Annotated in this window: 17 protein-coding genes; 3 read left to right on the top strand and 14 right to left on the bottom strand. The window is 33.8% G+C overall.

The window, feature by feature from the left end:
• The first annotated feature begins 6 nt into the window (after positions 1–6).
• The gene (locus AA088_RS04100; protein ID WP_046743686.1) at positions 7–423 is read left to right on the top strand and encodes a DUF2452 domain-containing protein; all 417 of its coding nucleotides are present in this window, start codon (positions 7–9) and stop codon (positions 421–423) included.
• Positions 424–490: 67 nt separating this feature from the next.
• Here the strand turns inward: AA088_RS04100 and AA088_RS04095 are convergent, their stop codons facing one another.
• The 3 genes from AA088_RS04095 to AA088_RS04085 all read right to left on the bottom strand — a co-directional run bounded on the left by AA088_RS04095 (position 491) and on the right by AA088_RS04085 (position 3,541).
• Entirely contained in the window at positions 491–1,501 is a 1,011-nt protein-coding gene (locus AA088_RS04095) for a hypothetical protein (protein WP_046743685.1), read from the bottom strand.
• A 122-nt stretch (positions 1,502–1,623) separates the two neighbouring features.
• Positions 1,624–2,931, bottom strand: coding sequence for an aryl-sulfate sulfotransferase (locus tag AA088_RS04090; protein ID WP_046743684.1), 1,308 nt, complete (start codon positions 2,929–2,931; stop codon positions 1,624–1,626).
• Between the two features lie 97 nt (positions 2,932–3,028).
• Entirely contained in the window at positions 3,029–3,541 is a 513-nt protein-coding gene (locus AA088_RS04085) for a hypothetical protein (RefSeq protein ID WP_174442397.1), read from the bottom strand.
• Between the two features lie 173 nt (positions 3,542–3,714).
• Here AA088_RS04085 and AA088_RS04080 point away from each other — a divergent pair, with 173 nt between their 5' ends.
• A complete protein-coding gene (locus AA088_RS04080) occupies positions 3,715–4,461 on the top strand; it encodes a zinc-dependent peptidase (protein WP_162199671.1) in 747 nt (248 codons plus the stop codon).
• Here AA088_RS04080 and AA088_RS04075 read toward each other — a convergent pair.
• The 9 genes from AA088_RS04075 to tamL form a co-directional block, all read right to left on the bottom strand.
• A complete protein-coding gene (locus AA088_RS04075; RefSeq protein ID WP_046743682.1) occupies positions 4,458–5,114 on the bottom strand; it encodes a sensor histidine kinase in 657 nt (218 codons plus the stop codon). The genes AA088_RS04080 and AA088_RS04075 overlap by 4 nt on opposite strands.
• 421 nt (positions 5,115–5,535) lie before the next feature.
• The gene (gene rpe / locus AA088_RS04070; protein ID WP_046743681.1) at positions 5,536–6,195 is read right to left on the bottom strand and encodes a ribulose-phosphate 3-epimerase; all 660 of its coding nucleotides are present in this window, start codon (positions 6,193–6,195) and stop codon (positions 5,536–5,538) included.
• 142 nt (positions 6,196–6,337) lie between these two features.
• Complete coding sequence (locus AA088_RS04065) at positions 6,338–7,201, bottom strand: sigma-70 family RNA polymerase sigma factor (protein WP_046743680.1); 864 nt, start codon at positions 7,199–7,201, stop codon at positions 6,338–6,340.
• Between the two features lie 134 nt (positions 7,202–7,335).
• Positions 7,336–8,097, bottom strand: a complete 762-nt coding sequence (locus tag AA088_RS04060) for a 7-carboxy-7-deazaguanine synthase QueE (protein ID WP_046743679.1) — start codon at positions 8,095–8,097, stop codon at positions 7,336–7,338.
• Positions 8,098–8,230: 133 nt separating this feature from the next.
• Positions 8,231–10,471 carry a polyribonucleotide nucleotidyltransferase gene (locus tag AA088_RS04055; RefSeq protein WP_046743678.1) on the bottom strand — a complete coding sequence of 747 codons (2,241 nt, stop codon included), beginning with the start codon at positions 10,469–10,471 and terminating at the stop codon, positions 8,231–8,233.
• Positions 10,472–10,635: 164 nt separating this feature from the next.
• The gene (rpsO, locus tag AA088_RS04050) at positions 10,636–10,905 is read right to left on the bottom strand and encodes a 30S ribosomal protein S15 (protein WP_046743677.1); all 270 of its coding nucleotides are present in this window, start codon (positions 10,903–10,905) and stop codon (positions 10,636–10,638) included.
• A gap of 253 nt (positions 10,906–11,158) precedes the next feature.
• The gene (accD, locus tag AA088_RS04045) at positions 11,159–12,016 is read right to left on the bottom strand and encodes an acetyl-CoA carboxylase, carboxyltransferase subunit beta (protein ID WP_046743676.1); all 858 of its coding nucleotides are present in this window, start codon (positions 12,014–12,016) and stop codon (positions 11,159–11,161) included.
• Positions 12,017–12,183: 167 nt separating this feature from the next.
• On the bottom strand, positions 12,184–13,251 hold the full coding sequence (fbaA, locus tag AA088_RS04040) for a class II fructose-bisphosphate aldolase (protein WP_046743675.1): 1,068 nt from the start codon (positions 13,249–13,251) through the stop codon (positions 12,184–12,186).
• A gap of 317 nt (positions 13,252–13,568) precedes the next feature.
• Positions 13,569–16,109 (bottom strand): translocation and assembly module lipoprotein TamL, encoded by a 2,541-nt coding sequence (tamL, locus tag AA088_RS04030; protein ID WP_046744136.1) that lies wholly within the window; start codon positions 16,107–16,109, stop codon positions 13,569–13,571.
• Between the two features lie 39 nt (positions 16,110–16,148).
• Here tamL and AA088_RS04025 point away from each other — a divergent pair, with 39 nt between their 5' ends.
• Complete coding sequence (locus AA088_RS04025) at positions 16,149–16,880, top strand: TrmH family RNA methyltransferase (RefSeq protein ID WP_046743673.1); 732 nt, start codon at positions 16,149–16,151, stop codon at positions 16,878–16,880.
• 32 nt (positions 16,881–16,912) lie between these two features.
• Here AA088_RS04025 and porT read toward each other — a convergent pair whose 3' ends face one another.
• Together porT and ubiE are read right to left on the bottom strand one after the other, a co-directional pair.
• Positions 16,913–17,632: a type IX secretion/gliding motility protein PorT/SprT gene (porT, locus tag AA088_RS04020; protein ID WP_046743672.1), complete on the bottom strand. Its 720-nt coding sequence runs from the start codon at positions 17,630–17,632 to the stop codon at positions 16,913–16,915.
• A gap of 5 nt (positions 17,633–17,637) precedes the next feature.
• The gene (gene ubiE / locus AA088_RS04015; protein ID WP_046743671.1) at positions 17,638–18,366 is read right to left on the bottom strand and encodes a bifunctional demethylmenaquinone methyltransferase/2-methoxy-6-polyprenyl-1,4-benzoquinol methylase UbiE; all 729 of its coding nucleotides are present in this window, start codon (positions 18,364–18,366) and stop codon (positions 17,638–17,640) included.
• Positions 18,367–18,437: the final 71 nt, after the last annotated feature.

Below are 18,437 nucleotides of genomic sequence, written 5' to 3'. Positions count from 1 at the left end.
ATAAAAATGAAGCAAGAGGAAGAAAACGAAAGACCCGATAATGTAGTATACGACGAAGAAACCAATAGTTACAATCCTGGGTTAAAACCGTATGCGACTAATGTAGGAGCACCACGAATAGAAACACCTGATACGGTGACGTGGAAAAATGTAAATATTGATAAAGTAAATAAACAAGTCAAGGCAAAATATGATGAACTTAAAGCAGAATATGATGCGTTGATGGAAAAGTTTGAATACAACAATTTAATCTACAATGCAAAGTTTAACTTTGAACCAATTGTTGGAGAAATTTATCATTTATATCGAGACAAAAACCAAGAGCCATTTTTGTCAATTATTGCACCAACACAGTGTAATTTTGATTTCGTAGAAACGTTTCGCTTAAATGCTGATAAAATGTGGGAAGTAGTAGAAGAGTAATAGTATATACTCTTTACAGTATATCAATCATCTGAGTTTGCAAATTGTTGATATGTAAAATGATACATTAAAGAAGCTCTTCTATATATTTTTTTAACTCACTTTTTTGATCTACATACAACGCAATCTTGGTAAACCTTTTATTAGTGCCAAATAAACCTCTCAGAATTTGTTCCGAATGCGTTTCAATAATCATATTATGACTTTCCAATTCACCTAACAAAGCTAGGCGAGCTATATTTTCGTCTTTTTCAATGTCTTTACTAGATAAGGTAATATTTTTGATTTCTTTAAGTGGGATTTCAGCTTCTTGCATGATTCCGTAACGTAACAACAACACATTGTTTTCTACAATAATGGGACGTTTTGCTAACGATCTAGCATAACCGAAAACTTGAAATCCGGAGTAAATACTTAAAAAAGTAAGAACCCACGCAGCAATTTCACTCCATTTTGCTAATAAAATATGAATTGGTGTAATTTCTACAGCAACCAATAATAACAAGCCGTAAAACAACGCAACAGAACCACTTTCTTTATGGTAACTAAATTCGTTTTCGGCTAATTTTCTTTTTTTCCAATCAATAAATCCATAATAAAAAACGGCTACTTCAGTCGTAAAAGGAACAACAACTGGTTTTGGAAATATTTCGGAGCACGTTTTCTGTAAAGCAGTAAAAAAATCTGTAGAGTTATGATTTTGAGATTTATGAAAAAGAACCGCTTTTCGAACTTTGTAAATTACAAAAGTAATTACAGAAAGTTCTATTATAGGCAAAAACCATGTTTTAAATAGCTGCAAATAGTATTGGTTTTCCTCAGGAAGCACATAAAACCCAACGAGAAGACCAAGCAGCATTAGTGGAACCACAGTTGTTTTTGGAATGCTAGTTTTTCGGATAAGTAAAAAATAAATAACAGGAATTGTTGTCAGTAAATCTGCAGAAATAGCAAAACTGAGCGTGTGTGTATTTTCAAGAAAATAAGGAGACTTCGTGAAAAAATAAATGATTGCTATTAATGAAATTGGGATGATAAATTTTGAAAAGCGTTGATGGAAAAGATATAGTGTTTGCATATCATTTAATTTTAAATTGGCTCTGCCAATAGGTCTATTTCTGTGAGGAAATGTTACAAGAAGTCATAAAAAAAGCACATGAATAGAAAATTCATGTGCTTTTCTTAATGTTTTTATCATCTCTAAAGGCCGAAGCCTGCTAAAACAGGATCGTCAACGTCATAATCATATGCTCTCCAGAAAAATGAACCGTTGCCACCATTGTAACGCCATACCAATTCTTTAGTAGGAGTTACTTCCCAAAAACCGAAATCTCCTTCACAGATTAAAGTATTTCCATTAGTCAAACGTTCAGCTCCAGAAATTTTACCAGAAAAGATAGCAGGGTTTTTATAAAACCATACAACATTAGGTTCATTATCAGTATCAGGCGTCAACGAAAAAGTAGTTGGCATTTCTAGTTCGTATACAGTAGAAACTCCTTCAGCAAAACCATTTACATACAAAAGAATATTTCCTTCACCTTGAACTCCATCTTCCAATAAGTTAGGGTAATGATTGCGATCACCGCGTACTTCTCCCATCATGTTATCATATGCGCGAGGGTTTCCGAATCGATACACTAAATCACCTCCTTTTCCATAATTTCCACCACTGCCAGTTGCAGCTTCAGAAGTCGTAGTGCTGTGATCAATAACCCAAACTTCACTAAAAAAGTTAATGCTTAAATAAATAACGTCTTTATTTGCATCATAATCAATACCATTTCCATGCATAATATCTCCATTGGCAATTGGGTTGTAATTAATGTTGATTTTATGTGGATGTTGACTTACGTTCCCAAAATTGGGTAGGGAAGGATTGTCGTCTTGAATAATATGGTCATAACTTCTCCATTCCCACACAATAGTATCAGTATTCGGATCGATTTCGATTAATTTTTCTGGATAAATATCTCCTGGATTTGTAGATCCTTGCGAAGAAGCAATTGCTTCCGGAATACGTTCCCATACAAGAAGCAAAACATTTCCATTAGGCAGCATTTCTACATCATGATGAATCACAAAGTCAGCGTTGCTTAAAGTGTATTCCCATTCAACGGTTCCATTAATATTCATAATTTTGACAATACCACCATACCCACCAAACTGAATTTGTGCATTAGGGTCTTTAAAAACACCTAAAATTTTTCCATTAGGTAGGATTTCTAGGTCATTTCCTAGTGGCTCATCAAAAGTAAATTCTTTTACTTTTTGCCCTGTTTTATTTAATAAAAATGCAGAGTTGTCGCCAGCATTTACAGCAAGCGTTAAATTATTATGAATTTTGTCAGCATTGTATATTTCTACTTCTGGAGCTAGATTTACTGGGTCGGGATTGGGGTTTTCGCCTTCGGGCGTAATTATATTTGAGTCGTCATTAGCACAGCTTGCAATAGCAAATAAGGCAGCTAATGCAAGATTTTTTAAGAGTAGATTATTTTTCATCATTGCAAATTTATAATGCTTAAAAATATGTAATTATTGAATAATTTTAAGTTAAAACCCATAGTTTTTTAGATTTTTCATACAAAACTGAACGAATAAATCAATTTCTTTTCTTTTTATCTAAACTAAAGTTTATAGTGAGTTGAATCGCTCCATGATTCATTGAATCAAATTCTTTAGTAGTCAAAATTACATGAGGATTGATAGTAATTTTAGCTTTTGCGTTGCCAATTCCAAAAATTGGTATGTATCGAAGCGAACTTTTCTTAAAATCTGTATACCATGCAAGTTCAGAGCCGATTACAATGAATTGATAATAAATAAAACCATTTACTTTGGGAGCTATGGTAAAGTTTTTGGTGTTGAGAGCAATATCAGTGCCCATTCCGTAGCTATATCCGCCGCCATGCCTACCTCCATAGGTGGTTTTATTAAGCCCAATGGATAGTAAATGAAAATTTTTGTTATTGAGTTTGCCAAAATTATAACTGTAACCAGTTTCTATATTTGTATTAGTATAAAAGTCATACTCATACTTTTCCTGACCGTAAAAACAAGCGGTGGCGCATAAGAAGACAAGTAAAGTAAATTTTTGATACATGCTTTGATTCATTTTTTAGAATAACGTTTTATTATTTTACTCTAGTATGACTTAGAAAAAGTTTCTTTTTTTTAGTTGATTGACATTATTTTTTATAGATAAGATTATTTATTTTAGTCAGCTCAATTGCATGAGCCTATTTATTATTTGTATTGCCATTACGCATATTTTTTGAAATTATTATTTTGCCAACTAACTTGCTAAAAGGATATTTATATAGAAAAACAAACATTTATCGTTTTGTTTTATTTCCAAATACATTTACGGAAGAGCAAAGACTTATTGTAACCAATGAGGTTTCTTTTTATCATAAGTTGTCATCTAATGAGCAACGGTTGTTCGAGCATCGGGTGTTGCGCTTTATCCAATACCATACATTTGTTGGACGCGAAGAATTAATTATCACGGAGCGAATGAAACTTTTGATAGCCTCTACAGCTATTATGATTACTTTTGGTTTAAATCGTTATTTATTATCACGATTTGAAACGATTTTGGTATATCCAAGCCATTACTTGTCTAATGTAACAAAGCAATTCCACAAAGGAGAAGCCAATCCAAAATATAAGACCTTGGTATTTTCTTGGAAAGATTTTCAAGAAGGAATAAAGATTGAAGATGACAATCTCAATTTAGGGATACATGAATTGACACATGCGTTGCATTTTAGCTTTTTGACCGAGAAAAGTTACTGTGCAAAGCAATTCTTGAAAAACTATCAAATTTTATTATTTTCATTAACAGATAAAGTGGCGCAAAAACGTTTAATACAGATGAATTATTTGCGAGAATACGCCTTTGAAAATCAATATGAGTTTTTGTCGGTCTTGATAGAACATTTTTTTGAAACACCCGAAGAATTTAGAGAAAAACTTCCTGAGATCTATGATAGAGTAAAGCGTATGCTTAACATGTATATTGCCGATTTTTAAATTTGAATAAGCGGAATTTTCAAACAACTTTGTGTACCCAAAATCAATCCTTCATGGTTTTTCATTGTTTCTACACGTAAAAGTTTTTGATCTGATGTTTCACCATTAATAATTTGTAATCGTTCGTTAATGTTTTCAAGAGAGATTCCAGAAGCTGTGTGTTGATTGCTTTTTGAGGTACTAATTCCTTCCCCGTTATCAAGTACACAAACATGTAGTGTACTTTCATCACTTGTAATAATAATTTGTAATTCTCCTTTCCCGTTTTTCTTCATGCTTTTTAATCCGTGTATAATTGCATTTTCAATCAAAGGTTGAAAAATTAATGGAGGAACTTTCGTGAAAGAGACGTCTTCTTTGAGAGTTTCATCAATAGTGATGCGATATGAAAACCCTTTTTCAAAAAGATCTTGCTGAAGCTCTACATACAATGTAGAAATTTCAAGTTCTTCTTCAAGTGTGATTAATTTTTCTTTCGTTGATTTTTGTACAAGTCTGTACAAACATGAAAGCCTATTCAGCCAATTGATTGACTGTTGAATGTTTCCTTTAGTAATGGAATTACAGATGCTTTGAATTGCATTATTGATAAAATGAGGATTCATTTGTGAATTCAAAAGATCGTATTTTAACGACATTTCAGGTGAGGACATTTACAATACTTTTTTTAATTAACATTTGTGTGAATAGGTTTTAGGGATGACTGTTAAATCGGTATACGTAAATGTAGGATTGTTACACAAAAATTGCAACGACTTGCAGTTCAATTTCAAGAAATTGCATTCTATTTTCCGTGAATGTAGAATATAAAAATCTGGTTTAAAGTGTTGATTGTAAGCTTTTTAGTGTGGTTTTAATAAAAAAACGAAAAAGGGTGGTCAATTCCGTGAATTGACATTAAAAAGGCTGTTTTTTGTCCGTAAAAAGTCTTTTCGAAATGTATATTTTTCTGAAAAAAACGTGGAAATTTTAAATTAAAGAGGATTTTTTTGACGCGATTTGCACTCGATAGGTCACAAAAAAAGCCATCTTAAAGATGACTTTTTTCGCTAAAAATATATTTGTAAATCAATCTTAAGAAATGATTGTCTTTAAATTTTGAATGGTTTGCGTTGGGTTCTCCGAACGAAATACAAAACTTCCAGCAACTAATACATCTGCACCAGCGTCTACTAAGGCTTTGGCATTTTTATCATTAACACCTCCATCAATTTCGATTTCTGTAGCAGCTCCTTTTTCAGTAATTAAAGCTTTTAATTTTTTTACTTTTTGATATGTGTTTTCAATAAACGATTGTCCGCCAAAACCAGGGTTTACACTCATTAAACAGACCAGGTCAATATCTTGAATGACATCTTCTAAAAGATTGATATTAGTGTGTGGATTTAATGCTACGCCGGCTTTCATTCCAGCAGCTTTAATGGCTTGTAATGTTCGGTGCAAGTGTGTGCAAGCTTCATAATGAACTGTTAATATATCAGAACCAAGATCTGCAAAAGTTTGAATATAACGATCAGGGTCAACAATCATTAAATGTACATCAATGGTTTTTTGTGCATGCTTGCTAATCGCTTTTAATACAGGCATTCCAAAAGAAATATTTGGGACAAAAACACCATCCATGATATCAATATGAAACCAGTCGGCTTCGCTTTGGTTAACCATTTCGATATCTCTTTGTAAGTTGGCAAAATCTGCTGCTAAGACTGAAGGAGCAATACGTTTTGTAGACATAATTTTAAATTTGTTGTGTTGTTGTTTTCGTTTGCGAATGTACTATAAAATAAACGCTCTCGCAATGCGAGAGCGTCATTCATCAATCAAAAAACGAACAGTTATGTTATAAAAACTAAACTGCTGTACGGTTTTTAGGAATTTATCCTAAATATGTTTTTAATATTTTACTACGTGACGTGTGTTTTAGGCGACGAATCGCTTTTTCTTTAATTTGTCGTACACGCTCACGAGTTAAGTCAAATGTTTCTCCTATTTCTTCCAAGGTCATAGGATGTTGATTTCCTAACCCAAAATATAAACGAATTACATCTGCTTCTCTTGGTGTCAATGTTTCTAATGCACGTTCAATCTCTGTTTTTAAAGATTCGTGCAATAATTCTTTATCTGGATTCGGTGATTCACCCGAATTCAATACGTCATATAAGTTGGAATCTTCTCCTTCTACAAGCGGCGCATCCATTGATACGTGTCTTCCAGAATTCTTCATTGATTCCTTAACATCATTCACAGTCATGTCTAATTCTTTTGCAATTTCTTCTGCAGAAGGAACACGTTCATGACTTTGCTCAAGATACGCAAATGTTTTGTTAATCTTGTTAATAGAACCAATTTTATTTAAAGGTAAACGAACAATACGTGATTGTTCCGCCAATGCTTGTAAGATTGATTGTCTAATCCACCATACAGCGTATGAAATAAATTTAAAACCACGTGTTTCATCAAAACGTTGAGCGGCTTTAATTAGACCCAAATTTCCTTCATTAATCAAATCAGGAAGTGTTAATCCTTGATTTTGATACTGCTTTGCAACCGAAACTACGAAACGAAGGTTAGCCTTTGTTAATTTTTCTAGAGCCACTTGGTCTCCAGCCTTGATTCTTTGTGCTAATTCTACTTCCTCGTCTGCTGTAATAAGGTCAACTTTACCGATTTCTTGAAGATATTTGTCTAAGGATGCGGTTTCCCTGTTGGTAACCTGCTTGGTAATTTTAAGTTGTCTCATGTAATCTACTTGGGATTTTAATCATTGTGCTTACGCATATAGTTATACGGATGAAATGAAAAAAATGTTACAAGAACATAGGAATTATTTAAAAGAAAATTGTTTTTCCTGTGAAGTATTTGTCTTTCAGTTATTTACACGCCTCTTTTGTCGCCGTATATGTGCACATGTAAGCGATCTGTATAGTTAAACTGGTGTTTTTTGCAGATTTCTATTAGCCATTGTTGCTTTTTTTGTAGCATTTCAGGATTGGTTCCTTCGGGCATTAAATACACTTTTTTATTAGAAATTTTGTAGTCTTTACAAATGGTTAATACTTCCGTTAGATCTTTTTCTGATGAGATTACAAATTTAAAAACAGCTTTCGGATTATCTGTAAAATAGCGATAGACTTCTGGCTTTTCACGCAATTTTTTTGAATTGTTGGAGTTGGCTAATTTTGGAGAAACATTGTATTGATGGATTAAAGCTTCAAATTTTTCGTTAGGCATGATTGTTCCATTGGTTTCAATTTCAAAAAAGTAATCTTCAGCTTTGGTGTTGAAAAATTCGATTAAGGAAGTTAATTCGCCCAATTGCATCATTGGTTCGCCACCAGTTAAGACAATATTTTTACAACCAGTTTTCGCAACTTCATCATAAATTTCTTCTAGCGAAAGCGAAATAATCATTTCGTCCATTTTGTATTTTGTATACGACGGCTCTGTATCTTTTACATGTGCAAATCGTGTTTTTTCCCAGTTCCATGTATAATCGGTATCACACCAAATACAATGCAAATTGCATAGCGAAGTTCTAATGAATACGCTTGGTTGTCCAATATTTTTTCCTTCTCCTTGTATAGAGTGAAAAATTTCAGGTTTTCCGTCTAAGCTTGCAATTTTGAGTTTTGTCATACATCATAAAATAGATAGCAAAATTATAGTATTAAAATAAGAGCGACAATACTTTTGTAGTTTTGTGTAGATTGAAACAAAAAAATGCCTCGAATTTCGAGGCATTTTTTTAATATAAAGAGTTTTGAAAAAATTAATCTTCTTTCTTGTCTTCTCTAGGTTTGCGTTGATCACGTCCGCGATTATCTTTACTTCTGTTATCTCTTCCTCCAGAACGTTTGTCGTCTCTTGGAGGTCTTGCAGCGAATCCTTCTGGTTTTGGTAAAATTGCTTTGCGCGATACTTTTTCTTTTCGTGTTTTTGGATCAACTCCAAAGTATTTCACGTCTAAAATATCTCCCATTTTTACAATATCACTTACATTATCAGTGCGTTCCCAAGCTAGTTCAGAAATATGCAATAATACTTCATTTCCAGGAGCTTCTGTATATTCAACAACTGCACCAAAATCAAGCATTTTTACTACTTTTACTTCGTAAATGCTTCCTTTTTCAGGCTTAAACGTAATCGCATTGATTTTTGCCAATACAGCATCAATTCCTTCTTGGTCAGTTCCTAGAATTTCAACAATTCCTTCTTCTGTTACAGGATCTTCATTGATTACGATTGTGGTTTTAGTTTCTTTTTGTAACTCTTGAATTACTTTTCCACCAGGACCAATTAGCGCACCAATATATTCTCCAGGAATTGTTGTTGTAACCATTTTTGGAGCATGTGGTTTAACGTTTTCGTTAGGCTGTGCTATGGTATCAGTTAGTTTGCTCAAAATATGTAAACGTCCATCACGTGCTTGTTTTAATGCTTTTACTAAAACTTCATATGACAATCCTTTAATTTTGATATCCATTTGGCAAGCTGTAATTCCATCAGCAGTACCTGTAACTTTAAAGTCCATGTCTCCTAAGTGATCTTCGTCTCCTAGAATATCAGACAAAACAGCATACTTACCTGTGTCAGCATCAGAAATAAGTCCCATAGCAATCCCTGAAACTGGTTTTTTCATTTGAACACCAGCATCCATTAATGCCATGGTGCCTGAGCAAACAGTAGCCATTGATGAAGATCCGTTTGATTCTAATACTTCAGAAACAACACGAACTGTATATGGGCAATCTTCAGGAATCATTCCTTTTAACGCGCGTTGAGCTAAGTTTCCGTGTCCAACTTCACGACGAGAAGTTCCACGTATAGGACGTGCTTCACCTGTTGAAAAAGGAGGGAAGTTGTAGTGTAAGTAGAAACGTTCTTCACCTTCAAAAGAAGGCATGTCAATCATATTCGCTTCTTTAGAAGTTCCTAAAGTGACAGTAGCTAATGCTTGCGTTTCTCCACGTGTAAAGATTGCTGAACCATGAGTAGAAGGTAGGTAGTCTACTTCACACCATATTGGTCTAATCTCATCTGTTTTACGACCGTCCAAGCGTAAGCCTTCATCTAACGTCAAGTTTCGAATAGCAGCTTTTTGTGCTTTGGCTACGTATTTGTGAATAAGTTTTCCTAATTCTTCTTGTTCTTCTTCAGAAAAAGAAGCAATCACTTCGTCTTTAATGTCACTCAATGCTTGACTTCGTTCATGTTTTGACGAACCAGCTTTGGCTATAGCATATGTTTTGTCATATACCATGTCGTGAATTTTTTGTGCCAATTCTTCATCTTCGATTTCTGGCTCGTATTCACGTGTTTCTTTTTTACCAAAAGCTTCCGCTAATTTAATCTGCGCTTCACATTGAACTTTAATAGCTTCGTGTGCAGCTTTGATTGCTTCTGTCATTTCCTCTTCAGAGATTTCTTTCATCTCTCCTTCAACCATCATTACAGAATCCGCAGAAGCTCCAATCATCATGTCAATGTCAGATTCTTTTAATTGCTCTAATGTTGGATTGATAACAAACTCACCATTTATACGTCCTACGCGTACTTCAGAAATAGGTGTTTCAAAAGGAATGTCAGATAACTGAATCGCTGCAGAAGCTGCTAAACCTGCCATTGCATCTGGCATTACATTTTCATCATGCGACATCAACTGAATCATTACTTGAGTTTCAGCGTGATAATCTTTTGGAAATAGCGGACGCAAAACGCGATCGACCAAACGCATTGTTAAAACTTCTCCATCGCTAGGTCTAGCTTCACGTTTGAAAAATCCACCAGGATAACGACCCGCAGCAGCAAATTTTTCACGATAGTCTACTGTAAGTGGTAAAAAATCAACATCTGCCTGATTATAATTGGAAACAACAGTACATAATAACATACATTTTCCAGATTGTACCACAACGCTACCATGCGCTTGTTTTGCTAATTTTCCAGTTTCAATAGAGATTTCTCTACCGTCACCGAGGTCAATAACCTCTTTAAAAACTTTTGGAATCATAAATTTTTTTAATTCTAATTAAACATAGGTCGTTGTGTTGTTGTGTGTTGTAGTTGTTGTGATGACCCAATGAAAAACCAGTAATTACAGCTTTTTATAATTTCTTACGGCATGTAAGAAATAGTTTTTATAATTAAAAAAAGAGGCGCGTAGCCTCTTTCTTCTTATTTTCTTAATCCTAATTCTTTTACGATTGCACGATATCTGTTGATATCTTTTTTCTTTAGATAATCAAGTAAACTTCTTCTTTTACCTACTAATTTCACAAGAGAACGCTCAGTATTATAATCTTTACGATTTTTCTTTAAGTGCTCTGTTAAGTGATTGATTCTGTGTGTGAACAATGCAATTTGTCCTTCTGATGAACCTGTGTCAGTAGTAGATTTTCCGTGCTTTGCGAAAATTTCCGCTTTAATTTCTTTAGTTAAATACATGCCAATATTATTTTAATAATTTTTATGCAATGATACATTTATCGTATCAAGCCGCAAATATACTACTATTTTTTAGATTCCAAATTATTAATTTAACCTTTTTGAGAAATGTTGTTTATTATGTTATACATGCTGAAAAATGTTAGTTGTAAAATCTTATTTACTTAAATAAGTAAGAATAGGGTAGAAGTTTGAAGCAATAAAAAAGCTTCCAATTTGGAAGCCTTTGTTGTGTATTGTTGTTTTGATAAAATTAAGCTCGGATTGGCTCATTTTGAATCAAATCAATGTATAAGTTGATTTTATTTTTTAGGTCTTTTCTATGAGAGATAAAATCTAAGAATCCATGTTCTAGTAAGAATTCTGAAGTCTGAAATCCTTCTGGTAAATCTTTTCCTGTTGTATCACGAACTACACGCGGACCTGCAAATCCAATTAAAGCACCAGGTTCTGCAATATTGATATCGCCTAGCATAGCAAAAGAAGCTGTTGTTCCTCCTGTTGTTGGATCTGTACATAATGAAATGTACGGAATTCCGGCATCTGCTAATTGTGCTAATTTTGCAGAAGTTTTTGCCAATTGCATCAGTGAAAGTGCGGCTTCCATCATTCGTGCTCCTCCAGATTTGGAAATAATCATGAAAGGAACTTTATTTTTTAAGGCATAATCAGCAGCACGGGCAATTTTTTCTCCCACAACACTTCCCATTGAACCTCCAATAAATTTGAAATCCATACAGGCAATTACTAAATCTTTTCCTTTCGATTTTCCAACAGCAGTACGAACCGCATCTTTTAAGCCTGTTTTTTCTTTGGCAGCTTTGAGTCGATCTGTATATTTTTTACTGTCCTCAAATTTTAATGGATCTTTGGAAGTTAGGTTTTTATCCAATTCTTTGAATTTGCCGTCATCAAATAAGATATCGAAGTATTCTTTACTTCCAATTTTTACGTGATAGCCATCTTCAGGACTTACGTAAAAGTTTTCGGCCAATTCTTCTGAATCAACAATTTTCCCTGTTGGAGTTTTGTACCAAAGTCCTTTGGGTGTATCTCTTTTTTCCTCCGTTGAGGTTTGAATTCCTTTTTCTTTTCTTTTAAACCAAGCCATAATACTGTCTTTAGTTACTAGTTTTCTTCGGTTTGTGCGTTAGGGATTAAGGTTTTGTTGGAGCTCCTGCAGAGATGCTAAACCAAATTTAGCAGAACCAAGCAGAGCGACTACCGAAAGCCCGACTCCCGTTAAGGGAGAAACGCAAAGATATACATATTAATATATTATAATGTATTTACATTGTTCAAATCTTCAAAAGCTTGCTTTAAACGTGCCTTAAATGTAAGCTCGCCTTCACGCAACCATTTACGAGGATCGTATGTTTTTTTGTTTGGAATATCATCTCCGTCTGGGTTTCCGATTTGTGTCATCAAATAATCTTTGTGATCTAGCATGTAGTCGCGAATTCCAGACATGAAGGCAAACTGAAGGTCGGTATCAATGTTCATTTTAATGACTCCATAACCAATAGCTTCTCTAATTTCTTCAAGTGTAGAGCCTGACCCGCCGTGGAAAACGAAATCGATATGGTTATGTCCTACATTGTACTTTTTAGAAACGTATTCTTGTGAGTTTTTTAGAATTTTTGGAGTCAATTTTACATTTCCAGGTTTGTATACTCCATGTACATTTCCAAAAGCAGCAGCCACGGTAAATTTAGGACTTACTTTCATTAATTCTTCATATGCATACGCAACTTCTTCTGGTTGTGTGTATAATTTCGAATCGTCTACATCGCTATTATCTACACCATCTTCTTCTCCTCCAGTAATACCTAATTCGATTTCAAGGGTCATGCCCATTTTGCTCATGCGTTGTAAATATTCTTTACAGATTTCAATATTTTCTTCGATTGGTTCTTCAGAAAGATCAATCATGTGTGAGCTGTATAATGGCTTTCCAGTTTCTTCAAAATGTTTTTCACTAGCATCTAACAAACCATCAATCCAAGGTAACAGATTTTTTGCGCAGTGATCTGTATGAAGAATCACAGGAACACCATACGCTTCTGCCATTTGATGTACGTGTTTAGCACCTGCAATTGCCCCTGCAATCGCAGCTTTTTGATTTTCGTTACTCAATCCTTTTCCAGCATTGAATTGTGCACCTCCGTTTGAAAATTGTATAATAACAGGAGCGTTGAGCTCTGCAGCAGTTTCTAATACTCCATTGATAGAGTTGGAACCTACTACATTGACTGCTGGTAATGCGAAGCCTTTTTCTTTGGCTAGTTTAAATATTTCTTGTACTTCGTCTCCCGTAGCAACGCCTGCTTTGATATTGTGACTCATCGTCTTTGGTTTTTAGTTTGGATTACAAAAGTAATAAAAATGTAAAGAGTTTTTACGCAGGTCTTAATTTTAGAAGTAGTAAAAAGTTTGCTTTTTGCGAATATGATAATTTAGTTGCTTTTGGTACTTGTTTTACTAAAATATTGTTTGCGTTTTTGAAGAAATATTGATTTGTTGTTGAATGTTTTTTAATAGAAATATTCAAATATTTTGTAAGTGGTTGATTGCGAAAACGTTTTAGTGGTAAAAGTTTGATGAGCATGCATGCGTGGCTGATTACTTTTTTGTTTTAAATGATAAAAAAATCAAGTAAAGTTTTAAAAAGGGTAATTAATTCCAATATTGTAAACAGCATTTCCAAAGTTATAATCGTTGAACCAGCGATTGCCTATTGGATAGGCTGGGTCATAAGTTTTAAAACCAATGTCAAAACGAAGTACAAAAAAACTGAAATCATAACGAATACCGAACCCAGTTCCAAGTGCAATGTCACGTAAAGATTTTAGTCCGTTAAATTTACGGTCTTCATCTTCAATGTCGTCAAATATATTCCAAATGTTTCCGGCATCTGCAAATAGAGCTCCTTTAAAGCTTCCAACTAAATCAAACCGATATTCTAAGTTAGTAGTAATCTTAAAGTTTGCTTCATTAAAATCTAACACGCTAGCAGAACTTCCAGGACCTAGCTGATAAGCACTCCATGCTCTGTTATCATTTGATCCACCTCCAAAGTAACTTCGAGCAAACGGAATATTGTCTGAGTTTCCATAGGGAATGGCAATTCCAATGAAGCTTCGAAAAGCCAAAACATCTTGCTTTCCAGAGAGTTCCCAGTGTTTAATGTAATCAAACTCTGTTTTAACATATTGAGAGAAAGGCACGCCAAATAATTTGTACTTACCTCGAGAGTCTTTTTCTAAATTTGCAGTACTTGCCAACGCAGATAATAGGTTTCCTGCTAGTTCTACTTCAGTGCGGAATTGAAAAAAGGTGTTATCTGAAATATTTTCTTTGCTGTTATGAAGAAAATTAATTTTTGAAGCCGCAATTAAGTTGTCTTGTGTCAATCGAAATTGTCGTTGCGCTACACTCAGAACGGTTGAAAGTTCACTTGCAGAAACTGAAAAGTTATTCGAAACAACATCGTTAATGAACTGTTCTGTTTCTCCTGATTGTATATTTAAGGATTCATCATCAGCAATATAATTAGAGCTTCTTGCAACGGCATTCAGTCGATCGTATGAGCTTGTATAAACGTTAAAATAGTTACTAGTATTAAGGTTTCTAATGAATTGTAAATTAAATAGTTCAAGATTGAATGTATTTTTTTTACTAGGTGTCCAATTATAACGAATTAATCCTGTGAAGGTTTGGCGATCTAAACCGATATTTTGCTGTAGACTTGTTCCTAACGATACTACTGTAGAAGGGAGCATGTATTTTGGGATAATTTTTTCTGTGTTAAAAGGGAAGAAAAAACGTGGGAAGTTTAAGCGTATATCGGCGCCGATTTCAGAAATATTAAAAAACTGATCTTCAGAATCGGCTACATCTTTGGAAGCTCCTAATGTTCCTCTAGCTGCAATTTCTAAAGTTTCTGCACCACGGAATACATTTCTGCTCAGTAACGACGTACTGAATGAAAAACCATAATCTTGAATATTAGAATGGGTAATGTCAATATCAAATCCGAGAGAGAATTTTTTTCGAGGTGTTAAATAAATATTCGTTACCAAATCTGTTAAACTGTCGTTTGCATACTGGTATTGAATGGTTGGGTATTTAAACGTTCGTAAGTTGCTAATATGCTTATAGGTAAGTGACCGATCATTGTCACGATAAATATCTCCTTTTTGAATAAAAATAGCGTCTGTGATTGCTTTAGGGCGAAACCTCAGTTTGTCATTTGAATAGATTGTAAAATCATCATACGTAACAGAATCTACATATTGTGACTGTGAATTGGCATACGTGTAATCTGTATAAATATTTACTTTTTTAATGCGATGTACTTTGTATTCGGTTTCAACAATTGAGTCATTCTTTCGTTCGCGTAAATTGTTGATTTTTAACAGTACTGGAAGTTTGTAATCGCTACCAGTTGAATCAATTCCTACTGTAGGTTTGATGGAGTTCAATTGGAAGTTGTAAATTCCCGAATTTCTAAATAGTACGGTCAATCGTTCACGCTCGTTATAAAAATCAGCAGTGTTGTACTGCATCCCTTGCTTTAAAAGCGATTTTTCTTTGTGTAAATTGTAAATAGAATCTAAGTCAGGTGAATTGATAACAACTTGTATACTGTCTAAAAAGTACGGATTGCCAGTTTCTACAGCATAATCAATACTAGCTCTTCGCTCTTTTTCAGATGGGATGATTTCATACGAAGCTTTTGCATTAAAATACCCTTTGTTTTGATAGTAAACCTTGAGTCGATTGGTTGTTTTTTTTGTCTTTCTAGTGTCAATAATAACAGGTGCTTCTCCTGTTTTTTTCAACCAATTATTAAAACCTACCTTATAGTTTTTCATCTCTTGCACTTGTTTTTTAGAATATACATTGTACAAGCGTTTTTTTCGATTGGGCTTTCTTTCAAGCCAAGCATTAAATGTTGAGTCTGGGTTTTCTCCAGCTAAATTATAAATGTGTAAACGAATCGGAAGATTTAAGAAACGAGTGTTGGGTTTTTGATACATTTGACTCAATGCGTCAGCATCGTTTGATTTTTCTCCGTTGACGGTCAAATTATTTTTAATTAGCAATAATTCATTCTCTTTAACTCGTTTTATTGAATTACAAGAACTGATCAATAGCCCAATTACGATAAATAATGATATTTTTGCTAAATGAGATCTCAATAAAGTGATTTTTTTCAACTTCAAAAATAAACTATTTGCATGGTTAGCAAAAGACAAATAAAAATAATAACGAGTCTACAGCAAAAAAAGTACCGAAAATCAACAGGATTGTTTGTTGCAGAAGGAAAAAAAGTAATAGATGAGTTTTTAGCTTCTTCTTTTGAGTTAGATTCCTTGTTTTCTGTAGATGAAAATTTATTTTCAGAAGAAAAGAGTGTTACTATTATTTCTGAAGTTGAGTTAAAAAAAATGAGCTTTTTAAAAAATCCTAATAAATGCCTGGCACTTTTTAAAATAGTTGAAAATACTGCAATTGACCCTATGAAATTGATTGTAGCTTTAGATGATGTGCGCGATCCAGGGAATTTAGGAACCATCATTCGTTTGTGTGATTGGTTTGGGATTAAAGATTTACTTTGTTCAGAAGAAACGGTTGATTGTTATAATCCGAAGGTTGTACAAGCGACCATGGGATCGTTGACACGTGTTAATGTAGTATATGGCAATTTAGAAAATTATCTTTCTCAAACTAATTTGCCTGTTTTTGGGGCTTTTATGGACGGGAAAAACGTATATCAAGCGTCATTGTCCAATAAAGGAATTCTTGTAATGGGGAACGAAGCAAACGGAGTTTCTGAAACTATTTCAAAGTTAATTACAGAAAAAATTGCAATTCCACGTTTTGGAAAATTACAGCAAACCGAAAGCTTGAATGTTGCTATGGCAACTGGAATTTTGTTGAATGAGTTTAAGCGCAAAGAGTTTGATTAAAAAAATATCAAACGCAATAAGTTTTAAAAGTACTATTGAAATGTAAAGTTGATAAAAATTCCACGTGATTGCATTTTTTGAATGTTGCTCGTCCACGGACTATTTGGGTCAGTATCACGAACCAATTCATCATTCAAAGCAAAAACTCCACGAATAGAAGGTGTAAATTTAAAGTAGTATAAATAAAAATCAATTCCGAATCCGAGTTCGTAGTAATAAGTGGAGCGTTTCATACGAAACTGATTATTGCTATTATCATCCGGATTTTTTTCATTACTTGATAAATTCAGTGAAGTTGAAAACCCACCAACAATAAATGGCTTAAAGTTGTTGATGCGTTTGGTGCTTATTTTTAATAATAATGGAATATGTACATAACTTGATTTGATTTCGCGCAATTGATCTACTCGATCTGTCAAGCCATAACTTTCTGGGTATTCTAGATTGCGATTGGTAAAATAAATCCCTGGTTCTAATCGCAAGTTCATAAAATTATTCAGTTTTACATCGCCCACCAAACCCACATTAAAACCTGTGGAGGGTTTTAATTGAATGGCATCAGCGTTGGTATTGTATGTGAATTTGAAATCGTAGCTGTTAAAACCCAAAAAATAACCCCAAGTGAGAATATTATTATCTATTTGACCTTTTCCACCACTAGCGTCATTTAATACTTTTTTTCTGCTAAATAATTGAGAATATGCAGGTTGTAACATAAAAATACAACAGATGATAAGCAAAATCTTCTTCATAAAATCTATTTTGTTGCGGTGTAGATACTTGCTACGCCAAACGTTTGTGGTTTATCTTTCACATCTATAAACCCAATTTTTCGTAAAATATTGTTGAAGTTTTCTCCATAAGGGAAAGCTGCTGCTGATTCAGATAAATATCCATATGCAGCATTGTCTTTTGAAAAAAGTTTTCCAATTACAGGTAAAATAGAACCTGTGTAAAATTTATAAAATTGCTTGTATGGCGTTTTTATAGGAACTGAAGTTTCTAACACTACAAAAATTCCCTTAGGTTTTAATACGCGATAAATTTCTTCTAGTCCTTGTTCCAGATTCTCAAAATTACGCACGCCAAAAGCGACTGTAATTGCGTCGAATGAATTATCATCAAAAGGTAATTTCTCGCCATCACCTAACACCATTTCAATTGTATTGTCTAACTTTTTCTTTTGGATTTTATATTTTCCTACTTCTAGCATACCTGCTGAAATATCTAAGCCTACAATACGTTTAGCGCCTGTTTCAACCAAATTAATAGCTAAGTCGGCAGTACCAGTAGCGATATCTAGTATAGAGTTTGGTTGCTGTTCTTTCACAATCTGAACCACTTTTTTTCGCCATTTGATATCAATTCCGAAAGAAATCACACGATTCAATCCGTCGTAATTCCCTGAAATTGTATCGAACATTTCCGTAACTTGCTCTTTCTTGCCTTTCGTAGACTCTTTATAAGGTGTTACATTTTTCGCCATTATGGAATTTTTTGCAAATATAACTAATCCGCAAAGGAAAGTCATCTTACAAAGCTTATAATTTGAGTAGG

The organism is Kordia zhangzhouensis (assembly GCF_001005305.1).
Lineage (GTDB): Bacteria > Bacteroidota > Bacteroidia > Flavobacteriales > Flavobacteriaceae > Kordia > Kordia zhangzhouensis.
Note: the sequence above shows the minus strand (reverse complement) of the source record. Positions and strands in the feature narration are given on the sequence as shown.